The 19,879-nt window shown below is 35.3% G+C and carries 14 protein-coding genes; 5 read left to right on the top strand and 9 right to left on the bottom strand.

Annotated elements, in window-relative coordinates:
* Nucleotides 1–38: 38 nt before the first annotated feature.
* The gene (locus GVN22_RS06105) at nt 39–1,058 is read left to right on the top strand and encodes a LacI family DNA-binding transcriptional regulator (RefSeq protein ID WP_166550159.1); all 1,020 of its coding nucleotides are present in this window, start codon (nt 39–41) and stop codon (nt 1,056–1,058) included.
* Nucleotides 1,059–1,355: 297 nt separating this feature from the next.
* Here GVN22_RS06105 and GVN22_RS06110 read toward each other — a convergent pair whose 3' ends face one another.
* Nucleotides 1,356–1,772 (bottom strand): barstar family protein, encoded by a 417-nt coding sequence (locus GVN22_RS06110; protein WP_166550160.1) that lies wholly within the window; start codon nt 1,770–1,772, stop codon nt 1,356–1,358.
* Nucleotides 1,759–2,262: a ribonuclease domain-containing protein gene (locus tag GVN22_RS06115; RefSeq protein ID WP_205690802.1), complete on the bottom strand. Its 504-nt coding sequence runs from the start codon at nt 2,260–2,262 to the stop codon at nt 1,759–1,761. The genes GVN22_RS06110 and GVN22_RS06115 overlap by 14 nt, the downstream gene beginning before the upstream one ends.
* Nucleotides 2,263–3,310: 1,048 nt before the next feature.
* Here GVN22_RS06115 and gyrA point away from each other — a divergent pair.
* Both gyrA and GVN22_RS06125 read left to right on the top strand, forming a co-directional pair.
* On the top strand, nt 3,311–5,839 hold the full coding sequence (gyrA, locus tag GVN22_RS06120) for a DNA gyrase subunit A (RefSeq protein WP_166550161.1): 2,529 nt from the start codon (nt 3,311–3,313) through the stop codon (nt 5,837–5,839).
* Between the two features lie 142 nt (nt 5,840–5,981).
* The gene (locus tag GVN22_RS06125; RefSeq protein WP_166550162.1) at nt 5,982–7,466 is read left to right on the top strand and encodes a hypothetical protein; all 1,485 of its coding nucleotides are present in this window, start codon (nt 5,982–5,984) and stop codon (nt 7,464–7,466) included.
* Nucleotides 7,467–7,888: 422 nt separating this feature from the next.
* On the opposite strand, the gene GVN22_RS06130 is transcribed toward GVN22_RS06125, so the two are convergent.
* From GVN22_RS06130 to GVN22_RS06140, 3 genes are all read right to left on the bottom strand, one after another.
* Complete coding sequence (locus tag GVN22_RS06130) at nt 7,889–8,359, bottom strand: nucleoside triphosphate pyrophosphohydrolase family protein (protein ID WP_166550163.1); 471 nt, start codon at nt 8,357–8,359, stop codon at nt 7,889–7,891.
* Between the two features lie 2,103 nt (nt 8,360–10,462).
* Complete coding sequence (locus tag GVN22_RS06135) at nt 10,463–10,948, bottom strand: helix-turn-helix domain-containing protein (RefSeq protein WP_166550164.1); 486 nt, start codon at nt 10,946–10,948, stop codon at nt 10,463–10,465.
* A gap of 103 nt (nt 10,949–11,051) precedes the next feature.
* Nucleotides 11,052–11,897: a S1 RNA-binding domain-containing protein gene (locus GVN22_RS06140; RefSeq protein ID WP_166550165.1), complete on the bottom strand. Its 846-nt coding sequence runs from the start codon at nt 11,895–11,897 to the stop codon at nt 11,052–11,054.
* 360 nt (nt 11,898–12,257) lie between these two features.
* Between GVN22_RS06140 and GVN22_RS06145 the strand changes: the two genes are divergently transcribed.
* On the top strand, nt 12,258–13,145 hold the full coding sequence (locus tag GVN22_RS06145) for a 3-hydroxyacyl-CoA dehydrogenase family protein (protein WP_166550166.1): 888 nt from the start codon (nt 12,258–12,260) through the stop codon (nt 13,143–13,145).
* Between the two features lie 92 nt (nt 13,146–13,237).
* On the opposite strand, the gene GVN22_RS06150 is transcribed toward GVN22_RS06145, so the two are convergent.
* Nucleotides 13,238–14,056 (bottom strand): 2,3,4,5-tetrahydropyridine-2,6-dicarboxylate N-succinyltransferase, encoded by an 819-nt coding sequence (locus GVN22_RS06150; RefSeq protein WP_166550167.1) that lies wholly within the window; start codon nt 14,054–14,056, stop codon nt 13,238–13,240.
* 1,503 nt (nt 14,057–15,559) lie between these two features.
* Between GVN22_RS06150 and gap the strand changes: the two genes are divergently transcribed.
* Nucleotides 15,560–16,573 carry a type I glyceraldehyde-3-phosphate dehydrogenase gene (gene gap / locus GVN22_RS06155; protein WP_166550168.1) on the top strand — a complete coding sequence of 338 codons (1,014 nt, stop codon included), beginning with the start codon at nt 15,560–15,562 and terminating at the stop codon, nt 16,571–16,573.
* A gap of 208 nt (nt 16,574–16,781) precedes the next feature.
* Here gap and trmB read toward each other — a convergent pair whose 3' ends face one another.
* The 3 genes from trmB to GVN22_RS06170 all read right to left on the bottom strand — a co-directional run bounded on the left by trmB (nt 16,782) and on the right by GVN22_RS06170 (nt 19,873).
* On the bottom strand, nt 16,782–17,447 hold the full coding sequence (gene trmB, locus GVN22_RS06160; protein ID WP_166550169.1) for a tRNA (guanosine(46)-N7)-methyltransferase TrmB: 666 nt from the start codon (nt 17,445–17,447) through the stop codon (nt 16,782–16,784).
* Nucleotides 17,448–17,600: 153 nt separating this feature from the next.
* Nucleotides 17,601–18,893 carry a folylpolyglutamate synthase/dihydrofolate synthase family protein gene (locus GVN22_RS06165; RefSeq protein ID WP_166550170.1) on the bottom strand — a complete coding sequence of 431 codons (1,293 nt, stop codon included), beginning with the start codon at nt 18,891–18,893 and terminating at the stop codon, nt 17,601–17,603.
* Nucleotides 18,894–18,925: 32 nt separating this feature from the next.
* Nucleotides 18,926–19,873: a hypothetical protein gene (locus GVN22_RS06170; protein ID WP_166550171.1), complete on the bottom strand. Its 948-nt coding sequence runs from the start codon at nt 19,871–19,873 to the stop codon at nt 18,926–18,928.
* Between the last annotated feature and the right edge of the window lie 6 nt (nt 19,874–19,879).

Genomic DNA, 19,879 nt, shown 5'->3' on the forward strand with positions numbered 1-19,879 from the left:
ATATTTGTTTATTTATTTTTCTAAAGTAATTCATTTTTATGGCTCATCAAGTAACAATCAAGGATATCGCCAAGCATTTGAATATTTCAGTTGCAACCGTTTCTCGTGCGCTGAGAGATATGCCTGATATCAAGCCTGAAACTCGTCAGGCTGTACTTGATCTGGCAAAAGAATGGGACTACCAACCCAATGTTTTAGCTACAAGCTTAGTAAAAAGTAGAACTAAGACATTAGGTGTTATAGTGCCTGATTTAGGTTATCATTTTTTCTCATCTGTTATAAAAGGTATAGAGGCAGAAGCCTTATATCGTGGCTACACTTTACTATTGACTCAAACGGGTGAAAGCTACGAAAGAGAGTTGGTAAACTTACAAACTTTATCCAGAGGACAGGTAGAAGGATTTATTATTTCGCTTTCGCAAGAAACCTCCAATTATGACCATATTAATCGGCTTATAAGAAAAGGTATTCCAATTGTGTTTTTTGATAGAGATGCTGTAGGAATAGATGTTTCTAAAGTGATGGTCGACAACGTGGGGGCGGCCTATGAAGCAGTTATTCATCTTTATCAAAATGGATGTAGAGAAATAGCTTTTTTGGCAGGACCCAAAAGTGTTACAGTAAGCAATCAAAGAATCGAAGGATACAGGAAAGCACTACAAGATTTGAACATTCCCTTTAAGGACGAGTTGATCGTACATGGAGAATATAACTTAGACAAAGCCATCGCACTGACGCATGGATTGATGAACCTCACGGATAGACCAGATGGTTTGGTTGTAGTAAGCGACAGACTAGCGGTCGGCTCCATGATGGCTTTACGCTCAAAAGGAATTTCTGTACCAGACGAGGTATCTGTGGTAAGTTTTAATGACGAACCTATTTGTAGTTTTTTAACACCAACACTTTCTAGTGTTGCACAACCAACTACAGAAATTGGTCGAATTGCAACTTCGTTATTGATTAACCAAATAGAAGATGGACAAGAATTTTATAAGCCACAAGTTCGAGTTTTAAAAACACATCTTGTGATTCGAGAATCCTCAGGAAGAAAATAAGTAAAAAACGTACTTGAATAAAGTACGTTTTTTTGTTTTTTGACTAAAATCTTCAATTCTGAGCAAAAAAACAGATATTTTATAATTTATTGATTATTAGATAGTTACGTAAAATTGGTATTTTTGATACCACTAAAAAAGGCTATTTTTACCCTGAAATTTAGGTAAAAATAGCCTTTTTTAGCTCTATGAAGCGCCTGAGAATCGCATAAAACACCTAAAATTGACCTTATGATGGTTCATTTAAGTCTCACGCGATTGTCGAGCAATAGGATTTTCAGTAGGAGAGAGGTTATTCTATGCCTCATCTTCATAAGAAATTCCGATAGTCTCTAAATCATCAACTCCCAACTCAGAAGGCTCGATAAGAATTTTTAGGGATTTTGTTCCTGCATCACTTTTCCATTCCTCTGCAGCGTCATCCATTATAGTCAAAAGAATTTCTCTTAGCTCGTCATTTTCATCCGCCAAGAAATCATCATAATTTCTGAATACAATAAAAATTTCATTTTGAGCTAGCCACGATAAATCATTCAGCATTTCGTCAAAGGCATCAAGGTTGGTGCCAAAATCTGAAGGGAACTGTAACTGTTTTGCAATCGTATGATAAAATTGCTCAATGCTTAAATTCTCCTCACCATCTACATATACTACAACTTGATTCTCATTTGGCACTATCACACAAAGCTCGCTCAATATTTTAAAATTTGCCATGATTTGATTTACTTGTTTGTTTAGAATTTTGAATTACTTGAAAACTTCTGTAATGGTCATTGGTGTAATAAGCTTTTCCATCAGAGCCTGTCACAATTCTTTCGGTACCACGATTCTTACCTTCTACTTTGGGGTTTACGTCCCATTCTTGATATTGTATCTTTCGACCTTCTTCATCCTCTTGAGGTAGTAGTTTTTCATAATTCCCAAATTTCCGTCCTCCAACATAACCATCTATTGGTTTGCCATTTGATTTAATATGGGATAAAACCTCATAAACTTTACTTGGAATCTCACCGTTAGACTTAATCTTGTCAGTATTATTTTGACTATTTTCGTCTTTTTTCTTTTTGTGTTTTTTCTTTCTGAAATCATTCTGTTTCTCAACATGGTGAATACCTTCAGAAAAAGACATTGCTATGCTTTGCCAATTAAATCCTACTAATAAGGCAAGAACTAATAGCAAACGTTGAATTGAGGTTTTTAACATAAAGCTTTATTGGTTAATTGTTTTAGAAATGATGGATATCCTCTTTCATCTCTATTTTATAGATGTAAATCTACAAAAATTAGTCATTTATTGGTGGTACATAAAACCAAATTTATCTAAAGTAAAATTACCAAAGCAATCGTCAAAGCAAGTTTGAATAAACGAGAATTATCTTGTTCGCCACAGGAAGGTTTTCATTATTCCATGAGAAACGTTTTTAACTTTTAAGCTATTTTATAAGTCCTAGAACTTAATGATTCTTGATGCCTGTAAAATGCCTACTTAGGCAAAATTGAAATACTTTTACCCGCTTTAAGTTCTAGGACTTATGCAGTAGGCTAAGAATTAGAGAGTCTGTTTCATGAAATAATTTAAGCTATATGCCACAAGCAAAAAGTATTTCTAACAAATCATGAATACATTTTTGCTTAATGCCTACGGCTTACAGCCTAAAGCATTTTAATTCAATTTTATTTTGCATTAATACCAAGGTTAGTGGGCAAAATAAAATTTAAGATTATGCTCGAGGCTTTCAGGTAACGGCTTTCTGCGGTGGGTTTTGGAAAAAAGCATGGCTGTGGGTAATAAAAAAATTTTAACACTCTGTGCCTTGTGCCTAAACATATAACTTTAATCTTATCCTGCATGTATTTAATTGAAATTACCAGGAATATATTCGAGTAAAATGGATGTATGAAAGAATCTGTTTCACAATCACCTTGTTTTACGATGCTAGATGGTTAATTTTTGGTTACGACGGTCTGTTCTCTGAATAAATTATCTTTCTGGTATCTTAAGCTAATTTTAAGCTCAGTTTTAGAAAAATTAGAAACCAATTAAAATCAATGTACCAGTTATATACTAACTGGTCTGATATTTGCAAACCCCCGAAAAATTCACGAAATTTGTATATATAGGCTAATTTTTGGCATTTAGTTTATCTCAACATCTACTAAACTTTCCAATATTATCCATGATTAATAAGGAATGAGAGGTGAAAACAGAAATAATTATTGAATTTCATTCCCGAAATACATAATCAAAGAATATGTCAGATCAAATTAGTAACATTATCCCCATCAACATTGAAGACGAAATGCGGGGAGCGTACATTGACTATTCAATGTCCGTAATTGTATCCCGTGCATTACCTGACGTCCGTGACGGCTTGAAACCAGTACACCGCCGTGTGCTATTTGGAATGGATGAGCTAGGCGTCAATTATAATAAAGCTTATAAGAAATCTGCTCGTATTGTTGGAGAGGTGCTTGGTAAGTATCACCCACATGGCGACTCATCAGTATATGATACCATGGTTCGTATGGCTCAGGAGTGGTCATTGCGCTATCCATTGGTAGACGGACAAGGTAACTTTGGTTCGATTGATGGCGACTCACCTGCTGCAATGCGTTATACTGAAGCTCGCTTGAAGCGTATTGCTGAAGAGTTGTTGGGAGATATCAATAAGGAAACTGTTGATTTTCAACCAAACTTTGATGACTCGCTTGAAGAGCCGACAGTACTTCCAGCAAAAATCCCCAACCTTTTATTGAATGGTACTTCTGGTATCGCCGTAGGTATGGCTACCAACATGGCTCCTCATAATTTGAGTGAGGTTGTGGATGGTATTACTGCTTACATCGATAACAGAGATATCACCATCCCAGAATTGATGGAGTATATTAAGGCTCCAGATTTTCCTACAGGTGGTACGATCTATGGTGTGCAGGGTATCAAGAATGCTTTTGAAACGGGTCGTGGTCGTGTGGTTGTTCGTGGAAACGCTACCTTCGAAACTTCTAAAACAGGGAAAGAGCAAATTATCGTTTCGGAAATTCCTTATATGGTAAACAAAGCTGCCTTGATTAAACAGTGTGCAGATTTGGTAAACGATAAGAGAATTGAAGGTATCTCTGAGATTCGTGACGAATCAGACCGTCAAGGGATGCGTGTAGTTTTTGATCTAAAACGCGACGCAGTTCCAAACGTTGTATTGAATAATTTATACAAACATACTGCTCTTCAATCTTCATTTAGTGTCAACAACGTTGCCTTGGTAAAAGGTCGCCCAATGACATTGAACTTGAAAGATTTGATTCATTATTTTGTAGAACACCGCAACGAAGTAATCGTTCGTCGTACTCAGTACGATTTGAAAGAAGCTCAAAAGCGTGCACACATTTTACAAGGTTTTATTATTGCACTAGACAATCTTGATGCTGTTATCAAGTTGATTCGTGAGTCTCGCGACCCGAATACAGCACAGGCTGGATTGATCCAATCATTTAACCTTTCTGAAATTCAGGCAAAAGCAATTCTTGAGATGCGTCTCCAACGCCTTACAGGTATGGAACGTGATAAGATTATGGCTGAATATGAAGAAATTCAAAAGCAAATCAAAGACTTAGAAGATATTTTAGCTCGTCCAGAAAGACAGTTAGAAATTATCAAAATTGAGTTGACAGAAGTAAAAGAACGTTATGGAGATGAGCGTCGTACGCAAATCAACATGACTGACGATGAGTTCTCTGTTGAAGATATGATTGCTGATGATGAAATGTTAATCACAGTTTCAGCACAGGGTTATATCAAGCGTACTCCTTTGATTGAGTACAAAGCTCAAAGTCGTGGTGGTGTAGGCTCTCGTGCTGTAGCTACAAAAGATGACGATTATACTGAGCATTTGTTTACGGCGACCATGCACAACTGGCTTTTATTCTTTACTGAAAAAGGTAAATGTTTCTGGTTACGTGTTTATGCAGTTCCTGAAGGTTCGAAAAATGCCAAAGGCCGTCCAGTGCAAAACTTGATGAATATCGAGAGTGGAGATTCTATTCGCTCGGTTATTAACGTGAAGTCTATTACTGATGCCGACTATATCAATAACAACTTTATCGTAATGTGTACAGAGGATGGTACAATCAAGAAAACATCTCTTGAAGCGTACTCCCGTCCTCGTCAAAATGGTATCATTGCGGTAACCATTCGTGAAGGAGATAGATTGTTGGATGTAGCGTTGACAAATGGTAATAATCATATTATCATTGCGACAAACTCTGGTCGTGCGGTGCACTTTGAAGAAAATCGTGTACGCCCTATGGGTCGCTCAGCAGCTGGTGTGAAAGGTATATGGCTTGATGAAGAGAATCCAGGTGAAAAAGTTATCGGTATGGTTTGCGTAGAAAGCCCAGAGTCACAACAATTATTAGTTGTTTCTGAAAAAGGCTTTGGTAAACGTTCTGATGTAGAGGAATACCGCTTGACAAACCGTGGTGGTAAAGGTGTGAAAGCTTTGAATATTACAGATAAAACTGGAAATCTTGTAGCGATTAAGGATGTTACTGACAATGATGATTTAATGATTATCACAAAAGCAGGTATCTTGATTCGTATCGCAGTGGCAGATTTAAGAGTAATGGGAAGAAATACACAAGGAGTGAAGTTAATTCGTTTGAAAAACGAATCTGATGAAATTTCTTCAGTTACTAAAATTGTCAAAGATCCAGAAGAGATTCAAGAGGTTGATTCTGATGCAGTTATAAATAATGAATCAGACGATACTGCTTCGGCAGAGTAATAATTTTAGATAGCTAGAGTAGGAGAGAAGCAATTCGATTTTACGCTAGCTATTTATTTTCTTAGTACAACTTTGGCTTTTTGCCAAAATAGCATTAGTATTAACTGCTATTTCATTTTTTAATCAAACCATTTACTAAACAATGAGAAAACTCACATTTGCTCTTTTCGCTGTTGCCGCAACTGGAGGAGCATCGTATGCCCAAACAGATAAATTGCTTCTGGAGGCAAACCGCAAAACAATCTTAGATGCAAAAAAGAAAGTAGACGAAGCGATTACTAAAAAAGATTCATTAAAAGCTAAAACTTGGTTGACAAGAGCTGAAGCTTATCTTGACTTGGCAAACTCTCAAGATACCGAGTTAACGAATCAAGTTCCTAATGCTGGCGTTATCGCTGTTGAATCTTTAAAGAAAGCAATTTCATTGGATGTTGTAAACGGTAAAGAAGGATCGACTGCTGCTGCTGCAAAGAAATATTTATCAGTTGCTTATAATAAGGAAGGTAAAGCAGAGGGCGAAGGTATGAAATTATACGGTGCGTTTATGAACGCAGGTATCGCTAAATACCAAGCTAAAGATTACTCAGGTGCGTTGAAAGATCTTCAAATGGCATCAGAAATTGGCTCAAAAGATACTACTGCGGCAATGTACACAGGTATCATTGGTCAAATGGCTAAAGAAAATGACGCTGCAAAAGTTGGCTTTGAAAAATTCATTTCGTTAGGAGGTAAAGATCCAGGTATTTACTACAGCTTGGCTCAAATCTACAAAGATGAGAAAAATGAAGATAAAGCATTAGCGACTTTGGAGAAGGGTATTTCACTTCACCCAGCTAATAAAGATTTGAAGAACGAGAAAATCAATATGTACTTGGCATTCAAGAAAATTGATTCTGCGATCTCTGAATTGTCTGCAGTAGTTGAAAAAGACCCAAGTAATGTTCAAACTGTATTAAACTTGGCTATTTTGTTCGATAACAAGGCTGAACAATACAATGGTGAAATTCGTGACATTAAAGAAAAATTAGCTGAATTCGATGTAGAAGGAGTGAAGAAGAAAGTAGCTGCTCAAAAAGATAAAGTAGATGCATTTGAATCAGAAATTAAGCGTTTGACAGACAAAATTAAAAAAGATCCAAAATCAGCAGTTAACACAAAGAAACAAATTGCTGAGATTACGAAGCAAAGAGATGCTGAGAAGGTGGAGCTTGATAACTTGAATGCTGAATTAGCTAAAAAGTCTGCGAATGCTGGAAATGCTGCTGAGTTGAATGCTAAGATTGCTGCTTTACAAGAAAAACAAAAAGCTGCTAAAGCAAGTGCATTGGCAAATTACGATAAAGCATTAAAAGTAGATCCAAACAACTACGATGTGAACTATAACTTAGGTGTAATTGCTTTCAATGAGGCAGTTATCTTAAATAAGAAAGTAGGTGACATGGGTATGGATGAGTACAAGAAAGATGGAAAAGCTGCTGAAGCTACTAGAGATGACAAGTTCAAAGAAGCATTGAAGTACTTCGAAAAAGCATATTCTTTGAAGAAAGAGGAAGATGTTAAAGAAAACCTGAAACAATTGTACCGCGTATTGAAAATGGAAGATAAATTGAAAGAATTAGGTGAGTAATTCAATCATTTATTAGCATAACAAAAAAGCCTGACGAGTTTTCGTCAGGCTTTTTTGTTATGCTATATCACAATGTAAAGTAGGACGTACAGTTAATAGATTTATTTAGTTTAAAGTTCTATTTAACATAATATAAATTATGAAACATTTATTTTTTGTGTAAATCCATCAATTTCAGTAATTTATCGGGGTACAGGCTGTTTTACTGTATTGTCATTTGATGTTCTCTGTTCTCTTCAGCCCTCTCATACTTAACACCGACAAAATCTCTATTTTATGAGTTAAACAACACGTTTTAACGCGAATTTGAAGGCTTTTAGCTTTAAACAAAAATGCAGTATTCGGAACCCAACTAAAGAATGTTTTCATATAAACGATTCTCAGGGGCTTCAAATACTGCATTTATTTGGCTTCTGTGCGATTTATTTACTCAGAATGGCTTCGAGGTTCGCTGGAGAATAATTGATTGATTTAAGAATCTTATTGTCAGATTTTCTATATACCAAGTATTGCTCACCGTCTGGTTCAATAAACGCTTCTGTACCATCTTTTTCAAAATAGAATTTTACAGTTGCTTCAGCTTCTTCAATCGTTTGGCAAGCCTTACTCATATTTGAGCGCTGTACTTCATTGAACAGTTCAACAAATTTATTTCCAAGTCCAAACTCAAGAACCGCACCAGACAATACATATTGAATATCGCAAAGAGCATCTGCGATTTCTACAATATCATTATTTCTAATACCATCTTCCAATTCTTTTAACTCCTCAGCGATTAAACTTACACGAAGCTTGCTTCTGTCCTCTGATGGTACCTGTGGTGTGTCCAAAATCGGCGCTTTGAAAGTTTTATGAAATGCTGCAACCTGGTTCAACGAATCTAACTTTTCCATTTATACTTATCTTTTTTAATTATATGGTCTCCCAAATGGGTCTTTAGTACTGCAATTTAAGCAATCATTACCAAAAGTCCTTAATTATTCTATTTCTTCAAAATATTATATCTGTATTAGTCTAAACCTTATATATGGATACTTTATAAATTTTATGATTTCTTCGGAAAAATAAGATATTCCCCTTTTAGTATAATAAATTGTGTATCAGTCACTTATATATTCACGTGAAACATTTATAAAAAGCAGGGTAGTTTCACGGAATAATACTAAATATTGTCTATTTGAGTAGAGGATAATAAATTGTATATCAATGAATTATCAAAGTAGAGTAGAAAAGGACCCTAAATAAATGGGATAGGCAAAGAGTATAGAGTGGGAAAGATTCTATAGTAGAAGTGGCAATAAGACAGGGTTATGGATGGAGAGATATAAAATTGAGAGTCGGGTCGGAGCAAAAAAATAAACCCCTTCCCTCCTAATATTTATATAAAAATTTTGGAAATCACTCCTACTCTTTTCAAAATTTTGAATTTAAGCCCCTATTTTCATCGCTCAATGCTAGCATTGAATAACTAAAAATAGCCTCCCCTACTGCCTAAAAAACGTGTGTAATGCCCTATTTTGAGTGATTTATAGCTATAAAAATATGAATTATTTAGATTTTTATAGCCTTTATGTATGAATTTTAGTCATTTACTTTTTAATAAAATAGGTAATCTCCCTATACCTTTTGCTACCAATTCTTTTATTAAGTTTCTATACACCTCATTCTGAAACATCACTACAGCATTTTGGAGTCAAAGAAGAAAACGGCTTTAGCCATGTCATAACTCTTAGGGCTAGAAGTGTATTGGCCGAAGCTAGTCCTATGTTGTATTGTGTAGTAAGCAGATATTTTTGGGAAATATAGCCTTTCTAAAAGCTACATTTTCGAGCATAACTTCTTGTGCCAGCAGGCAATTCTAGAGATAGGAATATTTAGAATAGAATTCTAATCATTTTGAGGGGTTCTGATGTTGATGTACACTTTAGCACTAAGCCCTACTTATAATGAGTACATTCACAATAATTTGCCTAAGTTATAGGAATAAGTTTTGGATTAGGATACCAATTAAGTAGTAAAGTATTTGTAAAAGGAAGGGCTAGCTTTATTCCTAGTGAGAAAGACGCCTTCTATAGATTCCCCCGGTTGAATGGAATAAGTCAGTAGGTCTTTATTTAGGATGTTTTATAAGATAAAAATACATGAGAAAAGGACTTCTGGGCTGACAATTATTACATCATCGTCTACAAATTCTTTATTATTCTTTACAAAAAGAGAGATCTTATTCTGATGAATAGACCGCTTTTTGGGCTAATTCAAACCATATTGGTGACAAGTATGCCTTTCTTTAATTTGTCAAATTTAAGCATTGTATTCAAGCATATTTTTGCCCTTCCAGGCTGGGATATTTCATCATTTTAATAGAACATGCGCAGGTTTTATAAACCTATAACCATGAAAAAAAGGCCATTTTTACCCTATAGTGGATGTATAAAAGGTTACTAAATCATAGTGAATTAGATGAAAAAATAGGCATAATGCCATTCATTATGTTTATTAAAGTTGCATTACAATTCATTTTCAGAAGGAGATTTTGACCTTCAAAGAAAGGTTTTTCGTTGAAAAATAGAAAGAAATACCTAACAAATTAGCCTTCAAAATCATAAAATATATGTATTTCTTTCCTCTTTTTTCGAAGGAACTAGCCAAATAGATTAAGATAGTTTCATGGTAAAACAGGTATTAGACTATCTTGCAGTGCTTCAATATAAGCATTATAATGAATATATATTCATTATAATGCACAACTAAATAGACCTAAAGATGGTGTTAAATCCATTGGATATAGACATCGGAATAGCTGTAAAATCTTTCAATAAAGTAGGAGAATTAGAAGCTACTAAATTGTACTATTCGAATAGAGGTAAAAGTAAGTAGGAAGCCAACTTCAATATTATAATAAAGACATATAGGCAAACCTTCCTAGTTAAAATTAACAGAACAACAGTTTTGTCTACTTGTAAAAATACAAAAAAAAAGACGGGATAAACCCGTCTTTACATTGGCTTGCTTTCCATGAAAGTTCCGTCGGTATAGAAAATGACAATGCGTTCAATTTTTTTACCTGTTGGTTCTGGAGCCACCGAAATGGGTGGAGTAATAGGATTTGATGGCACTTCTGGGCGCTCTACCTTACGTCTGAGATTTTGTTGTATAATCCTTTCCTCAGGCACTACAAATTTACTCGATTCTCGTGCGTTTGAGCTATCTCTTAATTGAGGTGTAACTTGCTGAAAAACAGCTGGTTGAATGCTGTTTGTGGAGTGGTTATCATAAGGAGTTTCAGTGTCAAAAAGTAGCCAATCTCGGTTAATATCAGGAAAAACCCTTAAAATCTTCTGAATAATGTCCAAACTAGGCTTATTTCTACCAGAAAGTATATGAGAAATGCTACTTCTTTGCACTCCAATCGCATCTGCAAAGAAACTCGGCGACATTCCTTTGTCTACTATTATTTGCTCTATTTTTTTATTTAAGTCCATGTTACTAGTGTAAATCATATATTGATTAATGTAAATTTACATTATTTGTTACAAATATAGATAGATAATATTGATTTACAAATGTATTTACAATGTTAAATAGTTACAAAAGTGAAATACCATTATTATAGAACTGAATCTTCCCTTCTTTTAGTAAACCACCTACAGCTTTCTTGAAATCCTTTTTTGACATTTGTAAACTTGCATAAATAACCTCTGGTGCAGTCTTATCGTTTAATTCTAGGAAGTTGTTATTAGCTGAAAGTTCATTTAATAATGTAATTTTACATTCTTCAATTCTGTCGAATCCGATAATTTCCAATGTTAAATCGATTTTACCATCTTCTCTTACCTTCTTAATGAATGCATTTTGTAAACTGCCCATATTTACATTTTTAAACAATTCATTTTTGTAAAGTACACCTTGAGAATTGTTTTCAATCAAACATTTTATTCCGAGGTCTGTATATTCGTAAGGAAGAATTGAAACCTTCTGTCCTTCTGAGAATGAGATTTTATCACTAGGTAAGAAGCGATCAATCTTCGCTGAAGCCACGATTCTCTCCGTTTGGGTATCTACATATATATAGACCAAATATTTTCTTCCTACGGCCATCTTATGAGATTGTTCGCCAAAAGGTACAAGTAAATCTTTTACTAATCCCCAGTCAAGAAATACACCCAATTGATTTATGTCTTTTACGGTCAAATAAGCAAATTCTCCTACCTGAGCAAATGGCTTCATAGTAGTGGCGATAAGTCTATCCTCTGAATCTCTATAAAGAAACACATCTATGAAATCTCCTATTTTTGTACCCTCAGGAATATAAGAACGAGGGATTAGAATTTCTTCATCGCCACCATCCAAATACATACCAAATTCTAGCTCCTTGATCACCTCCAGGTTATTGTATTTTCCCAAGGCGATTTCTACTCTCTGTTTTTCCATTTTGTTAATTGATTTGTTGAATTCATTTCTATTTACAAAAATGCAATATCTCTGTTAGAATCCCTAATGATGGAATAAATTACACACTCTCCTAACCTATTCTTTCTCAATATTTTATCTTGTATATACAAGATTGTTTCTTGTTTTTCATTCATGTATATACAAGTTACATTTTGTTGATTTTCAGGCAATTAAGAAAACTGTCTTGAAATGAGCTTGTGTATAAGTAATTCTTCTGTAAATTCCAGTCACAATACTTTTAGATCATCAAGTAGACAAGAACAATTATTCAGTTGCTCTTGCTCCTACTTCTAGACTTTACAAACAAACTAATTACAATCACTCAGACTGATATTAAATATGAAAAACATTGCTGTAATAGGTGCTGGTACTATGGGAAATGGTATAGCCCATTCTTTTGCTCAAAATGGTTTTAACGTAGCTATTGTAGATACAAAAGAAGAGGTATTAGGAAATGTACTGAAGACTATTCAACTAAACCTTGAGAGACAAGCCAAGAAAGGCTTAATAACTGCCGAAATTCAATCAAAAACCATTGAACTGATTCAACCCTTTACTTCTATCGAGAAAGCCGTTCAGAAGGCAGATTTAGTGGTAGAAGCAGTCTCTGAAGCCCCCACTTTGAAACAAGCTATATTTCAGGAATTAGATAAACATTGCCCTGAAGCCTGTATACTTGCCACCAATACCTCTTCTATCTCTATTACACAAATAGCCTCTTATACCCAAAGACCCGATAAGGTTATAGGAATGCACTTTATGAATCCAGTACCTGTCATGAAATTGGTTGAGATCATTAAAGGCTACTCAACTAGCGAAGAAACCTATCAGTTGGTGTATAACTATACAAAAGCGTTAGACAAGATTCCTGTTGTTGTGAACGATTACCCAGGGTTTATCGCAAATAGAGTTTTGATGCCAATGATTAATGAAGCAATTATAAGTGTATTTGAAGGAGTTGCAGGTGTTAATGAAATAGATTCGATTATGAAATTAGGTATGGCACATCCAATGGGACCTTTACAATTAGCTGATTTTATTGGACTAGATACGTGTCTTTCGATAATGAAAGTATTGTATGATGGATTCAAGAATTCTAAATATGCTCCTTGTACCCTATTGGTGAATATGGTTCAGGCTGGGAAATTAGGGGTAAAAAGTGGCGAAGGCTTTTATTCGTACGCTAAGGGATTAAAAGAGGCTGAAGTATCCCAACGCTTTAGGTAAGAAACAAAATGGCGTTAAATCTCATTAAAGGGCACAAAAAAGGGCTTGCTATCAGTAGCAAGCCCTTTTATATTTATACTTCTCTCCTATTTCTATACCGCTACGTTATTTTCACGTAATGCAGCATTTAAGGATGTTTTCAAATCTGTACTTTCTTTGCGTTTTCCGATAATTAAAGCACATGGCACGTTGTAATCACCTGCTGGGAATCTTTTTGTGTATCCACCCGGAATTACAACACAGTTTTCTGGAACATATCCAATGTATTCTACAGGTTCTGGTCCAGTCACATCAATGATCTTAGAAGAACCTGTGATAGTTACGCCAGCACCTAAAACGGCTCTTTTACCGATATGAGCGCCTTCAACCACGATACATCTTGATCCGATGAATGCACCATCTTCAATAATTACTGGAGCTGCTTGAGGTGGTTCTAGTACACCACCAATACCGACACCACCACTTAAGTGAACATCTTTACCGATTTGTGCACAACTTCCTACTGTAGCCCAAGTGTCAACCATAGTACCAGAGTCTACAAAAGCACCGATGTTTACGTAAGAAGGCATCATAATGACACCTTTAGCAAGATATGCTCCATAACGAGCTACAGCTGGAGGAACCACACGTACGCCAAGACCAGCGTAGTCTGTTTTCAATTTCATTTTATCGTGGAATTCAAAGATTCCTACTTCTTGTACTTCCATCTTACGAATTGGGAAATACATTACGATAGCTTTTTTCACCCAGTCGTTAACAGTCCATGAACCGTCTTCGTTTGGTTGAGCTGTACGAAGTAGGCCTTTGTCTACTTGCTCTACAACGTATTCGATTGCTTGTATTGTTTCAGGAGTTGAGCGGAGGCTAGTGTCTTCCCAAGCCTTCTCGATAATTTCTTTTACGTTTTCCATTGAATACTGTGAATAAATACATTTTTAATTCAAGCACAAAGAAAACATATTTAACCGATACAGACACTATATACGTGGAGGAAAATCCAATTTTGGAGGGTATTCTCTAGATGACTAAATGAGGTTATTTGAATAAAAAAACTGGATTTTGTGAGAAACAACTCGTATCAGTAGGCTTAATTTTCAACTTGAGGTAAGAGTATTTAATTGACTGATTTAGTTGAAGTTACAATATTGGAAAAAGTGAACAAATAACGAAAACAGAATATTGTTTGGTGAAATAATATAGAAAAAACAAACAATAGTGTGCCATGAGGAGGCACAAAAGAAATGATTAATAAAAGAAGATTTTTTATGTAAGGATGAGCAAAAGAATAAGTAATTATTCTTAAACAAAGAAAGGAAAAATAAATGAAAAATCCTAGCTTTTTCTATAATATTTGAGCGAAAAGAAAGGATTTTATGCCTTAAAAAATGTTAAAAAAATAGTCAGACTTATAAGTGGAGGCTAGATTACTGTGTATAAATAGCCCATATTCCAGGCTGTCAAATGGGTATTTTAGGTTAAACCAACATTCAAATTCGATGAGTTTAGGAAGGATCAGTACAAGAAACACTATGATACTGTTTAAATTTTTCAAAAAATATTTTATCGATTTTTTCTTCATCTTACTTTTTAGCTAGGCGTTTCCGTCTTGAAACAAAATGTAACCACAGTGGAGGCTGCGAAAAGTTCAAGAATTTATAATCGGAGTGGCGTTCTACCTTGCTTCGCACAAACAGTAGAGATTCATGGTTCACGCAAACAATTTTACAAAAGTTTAAACAGTCTCTATCCTATTCTTTAATAATCCGACTGAATCACCTAGGAGAAAGTTCCTCCCAATACCAACTGAATTTTTGACCAAATGTATGCAAACTTCAAGAGGTTTTTCTATCAAACCCCTACTCGTATTTTGAGTTTGAAGAAGTAAGAGAATAATGTTAGTGAATATAAAAACCTGTTTTAAGCAAGCTATACCGTATGCTAAAGTTTCTAAAGAGAAATACTGAAAGCGTTTCTCTTTTGCCAGGAGCATAAAGCGTACTAAGGTATAATGGTCTTTAGAAAATAATTTCTAGAGGAAAATCACAGGACTTGGCGGAGAAAATTCTTTTTATAACTAGAAAGGAATTCTTTACTTGTAGCCCATAGATGACATAAACTCCCAGAATAGCCTCTGCTCCTATTCGATTATAATCGCCTCATTAAAGTATAGTTATTAGCCGTAAGTTAAACACTATTATTTTTAGCAATATTTAACCATTTGCTAAAAATATTGTCAATTTTATTAGTATTTTACTAATTTAACTAACTAATTACTAACAATTGTATCCTATTTACTAAACATATAACCTACTTATTTTACAGTTTTTCATGATGTTTTATTCCTCTTTCTTTGGAAAAAGGTTCTAAATCCAGTATTTTTGTAGAGTGTTTAAACTATTATCCCTTATATAAAAATGGCTAAAATTAAAGTTGCAATTAATGGCTTTGGTCGTATTGGTCGTCTAGCGTACCGTCAAATCTACAACATGCCTGGCATTGACGTTGTTGCTATCAACGACTTAACTAGTCCTTCTACCCTAGCTCACTTGTTGAAATACGACAGTGCTCAAGGTAGATTCAACCAAGAAGTTACTTCTACAGAAAATAGCATTATCGTTAATGGTGAGGAAGTAAAAATCTATGCTCAACGTAGTCCATCTGATATTCCTTGGGGAGAGCACGACGTAGATGTGGTTTTAGAATGTACTGGTTTCTTTACAGACAAAGAAAAAGCTGCTGCTCACTTACAAGCAGGTGCAAAAAGAGTTATCATCTCTGCGCCAGCTACTGGAGACTTGAAAACAATCGTATTCAATGTTAACCATTTAACATTAGATGGAACGGAAGATGTTATTAGTGCTGCAAGTTGTACAACCAACTGTCTTGCTCCAATGGCAAAAGCATTAAACGATAACTTCGGTATCTCAATGGGTACAATGACTACAGTTCACGCTTATACTAACGACCAAAATACTTTAGATGCTCCACATCCAAAAGGAGATTTACGTCGTGCAAGAGCTGCTGCTGCTAACATTATCCCAAATAGCACAGGTGCTGCAAAAGCAATCGGTTTAGTATTACCAGAATTGAAAGGTAAATTAGATGGTGGTGCTCAACGTGTTCCTACAATCACAGGTAGTTTAACTGAATTGGTTACTATCTTAGATAAAAAAGTAACTGTTGAAGAAGTTAATGCTGCTGCTAAAGCTGCTGCAAACGAATCATTTGGCTATACTGAGGATGAAATCGTTTCTAGCGATATCATCGGAATTAGCTTTGGTAGCTTATTCGATGCTACTCAAACTAAAGTTATCACTGTTGGTGACCAACAATTAGTGAAAACAGTTAGCTGGTATGACAACGAAATGAGTTATGTAAGCCAATTGGTTAGAACTGTTAAATATTTCGCTGAATTGATCAGCAAATAATTCAACATATTGAAAAAAGGAGGCTTCGGTCTCCTTTTTTTTTGCTTTTTAGGTAATATCAACTCGATATATAACCTTTTTATAGACAAAAATGCCTTCTGAGAATAGCATAAAAATTTTGTAACTTCTAGATACAAGGTATAGTCAAACCTAAGAACATAAAAAAGCCCCCACGAATGCAGGGACTTTTGACTATTATTATCGTTATTTATGATATATGCTTAAACTTCGCTGACAAATAGTTGATATTGTATCCTTTTTCCGTGAATATTTGCTCAAATCTGGTCTTAATTCCATAGTGACGAACATTTAGTTCAGAATTGTATAAATCTTTCGTGTATACCAATTCTTCTACGCCAAATGATGGTAAAACTTCCAAAGTATAGTCAAACAAAAGCTCACTATCTGTTTTCAAATGTAATAAACCGTCATTTTGAAGGATTTCTTTGTACAGTTCCAGAAACCTTGGATTAGTTAACCGACGCTTTATCCCACTTTTCAAAGGTTGAGGATCAGGAAAGGTAATCCATATTTCTGAAATCTCATCTTTTTCAAAGAAATCTAATAACTGATGAATTTTAGTTCTTAGAAAGGCAACATTCGAAAGACTATTTTCATTAGCAAATTTAGCACCGACCGCAATCCTATCCCCTTTAATATCTATCCCGATAAAATTCTTTTCTGGAAAAACTTGTGCTAGGCCAACGGTGTACTCACCTTTCCCACAACCGAGCTCTAAAACGATTGGCTGTTGTTTCTCGAACATAATTTCATTCCACTTACCCTTAATAGTTTCATAAAGTGGTTTTCCTGACTCTAAAACGTTAGAAAGCGCTCTACTTAGCGCAAACCTGTCTGATTTCTTTCTTGACACGGTAAAAATTTGTTATAATAAATTGATTAAAACTAGCTGATAAATAAGAATTTACCCTTAAAATGACTAAAATTGAGTTGCTTGAGAATCAAATGAAATTACACAACCGTACCTAACTTCAGTACGATTAATTCTCAGAACCTTCATTTTGACCTATAATTGATGAATTCCTGCTACGACAAAGGTACTTCCTCCTACATATACAAAATCATCTTCGCTGGCTTGTTGCACCACCCAATCTATGGCCTCATTGACATCCTTAATGACAGTGCCTTCGAGTTGATAGTCTTTGGCCAACTGTTGAAGATCGTCTGCCTCGAGAGCTCTTGGTACATCTGCTTGACAAAATACAAATTTAGCGGTCTTTGGTAAAACTTCTAAAATCGCACGAATATCCTTATCACTTACGAATCCTAAGATCATCCATAACTGATGATACTTATACTTATCAAGCGTCATCAAATTTTCAGTAATCCCAGCAATATTATGGCCAGTATCACAAATCACTTTAGGGGTCTCTCGTAAAGTTTGCCATCTGCCTTTTAGTCCTGTATTTGTAACAACTTTAGCTACCCCCCTTTCCAAGTCCATTTTATCAATGGCGAAACCTCTCTTATTGAGAATTTCTACAGCGTTAAGAATTCCTCGTAGGTTATCAATTTGATACCTACCAATAAGTTGAGATTCAAGATTGATTATTTCCTTATTTTGAGTGTCAGAGTACTCTACTTTTGCAAAATTCTCATCAACTGAATATTCATTCAGCATGTATCTATCTGAAGCAAAGGAAATTACAGATGATGTCTCAACTGCTTTATTTTGAAACACTACATCGGCTTCAGGCTGTCTTTGAGAGATAACCACTGGTATTTCTGGCTTAATAATCCCTGCTTTTTCGGTAGAAATTTGTTCAATGGTATTCCCCAATATGTCTGTATGATCAAAGCTGATATTTGTAATCAATGAAAGCTCTGGTGTGATTACATTCGTGGAGTCCAAACGCCCTCCTAAACCTACTTCAATTATAGCTATATCTACGTTTTGAGAGGCGAAATACTCAAAAGCCAACCCAACAGTGCATTCAAAGAATGAAGGCCTTAAATCCAAGATAAAGGCTTTATTTCGCTCTACATAGTCTACTACTTCCTGTTCTGGAATAGGCTGTCCATTGATTTTGATTCGTTCAGTAAATGATTTGAGATGTGGGGAGGTATAAAGCCCTGTTTTGTATCCAGCCTCTTGTAAAATTGATGCTAAAAAATGGGATGAACTTCCTTTCCCATTTGTGCCTCCAACATGGATACTTTTGAATTGATGCTGTGGATTTCCTAAATGCTCACAAATTGCCAAGGTATTTTTTAAATCGGCTTTATAGGCCTTCTTACCTTCCCTGTGAAAGACAGGGAGTAATTGATAGAGATACTCGATTGTTTCTTGATAATTCATAATACAAAAAAATAAAGTAGTGCGTTACCGCACTACTTTGATGAAATTCTAAATGTTATGGTTCCTACCGAAATTTCTGGTCTCTCCCCTGCGGAAGTCGGACGGAAAGTTAATTTTTGTACGGCTCTTTTATATTTCTGTGTTACGGCTGGACTCAAACTGGATTCGATGGTTTCAACTACCTGAACAACTCCGTCTGAATCTACCTTTAGTCTAAATTTCACTATTCCTGTTTCATCCGAATCATCGTTTACTTCTGGTCGGCTATTCCAAGTCCAACCAGCTAAGCTAATGGCAGTACCTGAACCGTTACCTCCATTTCCTCCGTTACCACTTCCTGGAGGCTTAGGGTCATAAGTCCCATTTTTAACTGAATTTCCATTAGGCTGACCTTTGTTTCCAACACCTTTTCCATCTCCATCAGAACCGCCTCCTGTTCTCGGGTCTGTACCTGAAGTACCATTACCACCAGTTCTTACTGGGATTGTTGCTCCTTTAATCACTTGTTGTTCAACTGGTTTGGCAGGAGTTGGTTTAGTAACGGGTACATTGGCTTTAGGATTTTCTTTGGCCTTTTCTACCTTTTTGGTTACTTCTGGCACCTTCACTGGACTAGGTCGGGTACTTTTAATGATTTCTGGTTCTGGGCTTGGTTTGGCTTTAACGGGTTTTACTTTTTCTACAATTGGGGTAGGCTCTTTCTTAGGTAAGGGCTTAACTTCAGCAGGTTTTGAATCAAATTCATTTTTTGCTTTATTTCCATGATTTTTGGTATAAATGGAACCACTACCATCTTTGTCTGTTCCAAAGTTGACTACAAATCCGCCACCTCCAATTTTTTCGACTTTTTTATTTTCCTCTGAATTCCAAACTGTCACATACCAAAGCATGATAAATAAGAGTATGTTAACGGCACTGGTCACAATAAAGGCAAATTGCCGATTTTGTTTTTCTTCTTGTTCTAGATTGTAGGTAGACATTCGTTA

The organism is Cellulophaga sp. BC115SP (assembly GCF_009905545.1).
GTDB classification, from domain to species: domain Bacteria; phylum Bacteroidota; class Bacteroidia; order Cytophagales; family Spirosomataceae; genus Flectobacillus; species Flectobacillus rivi.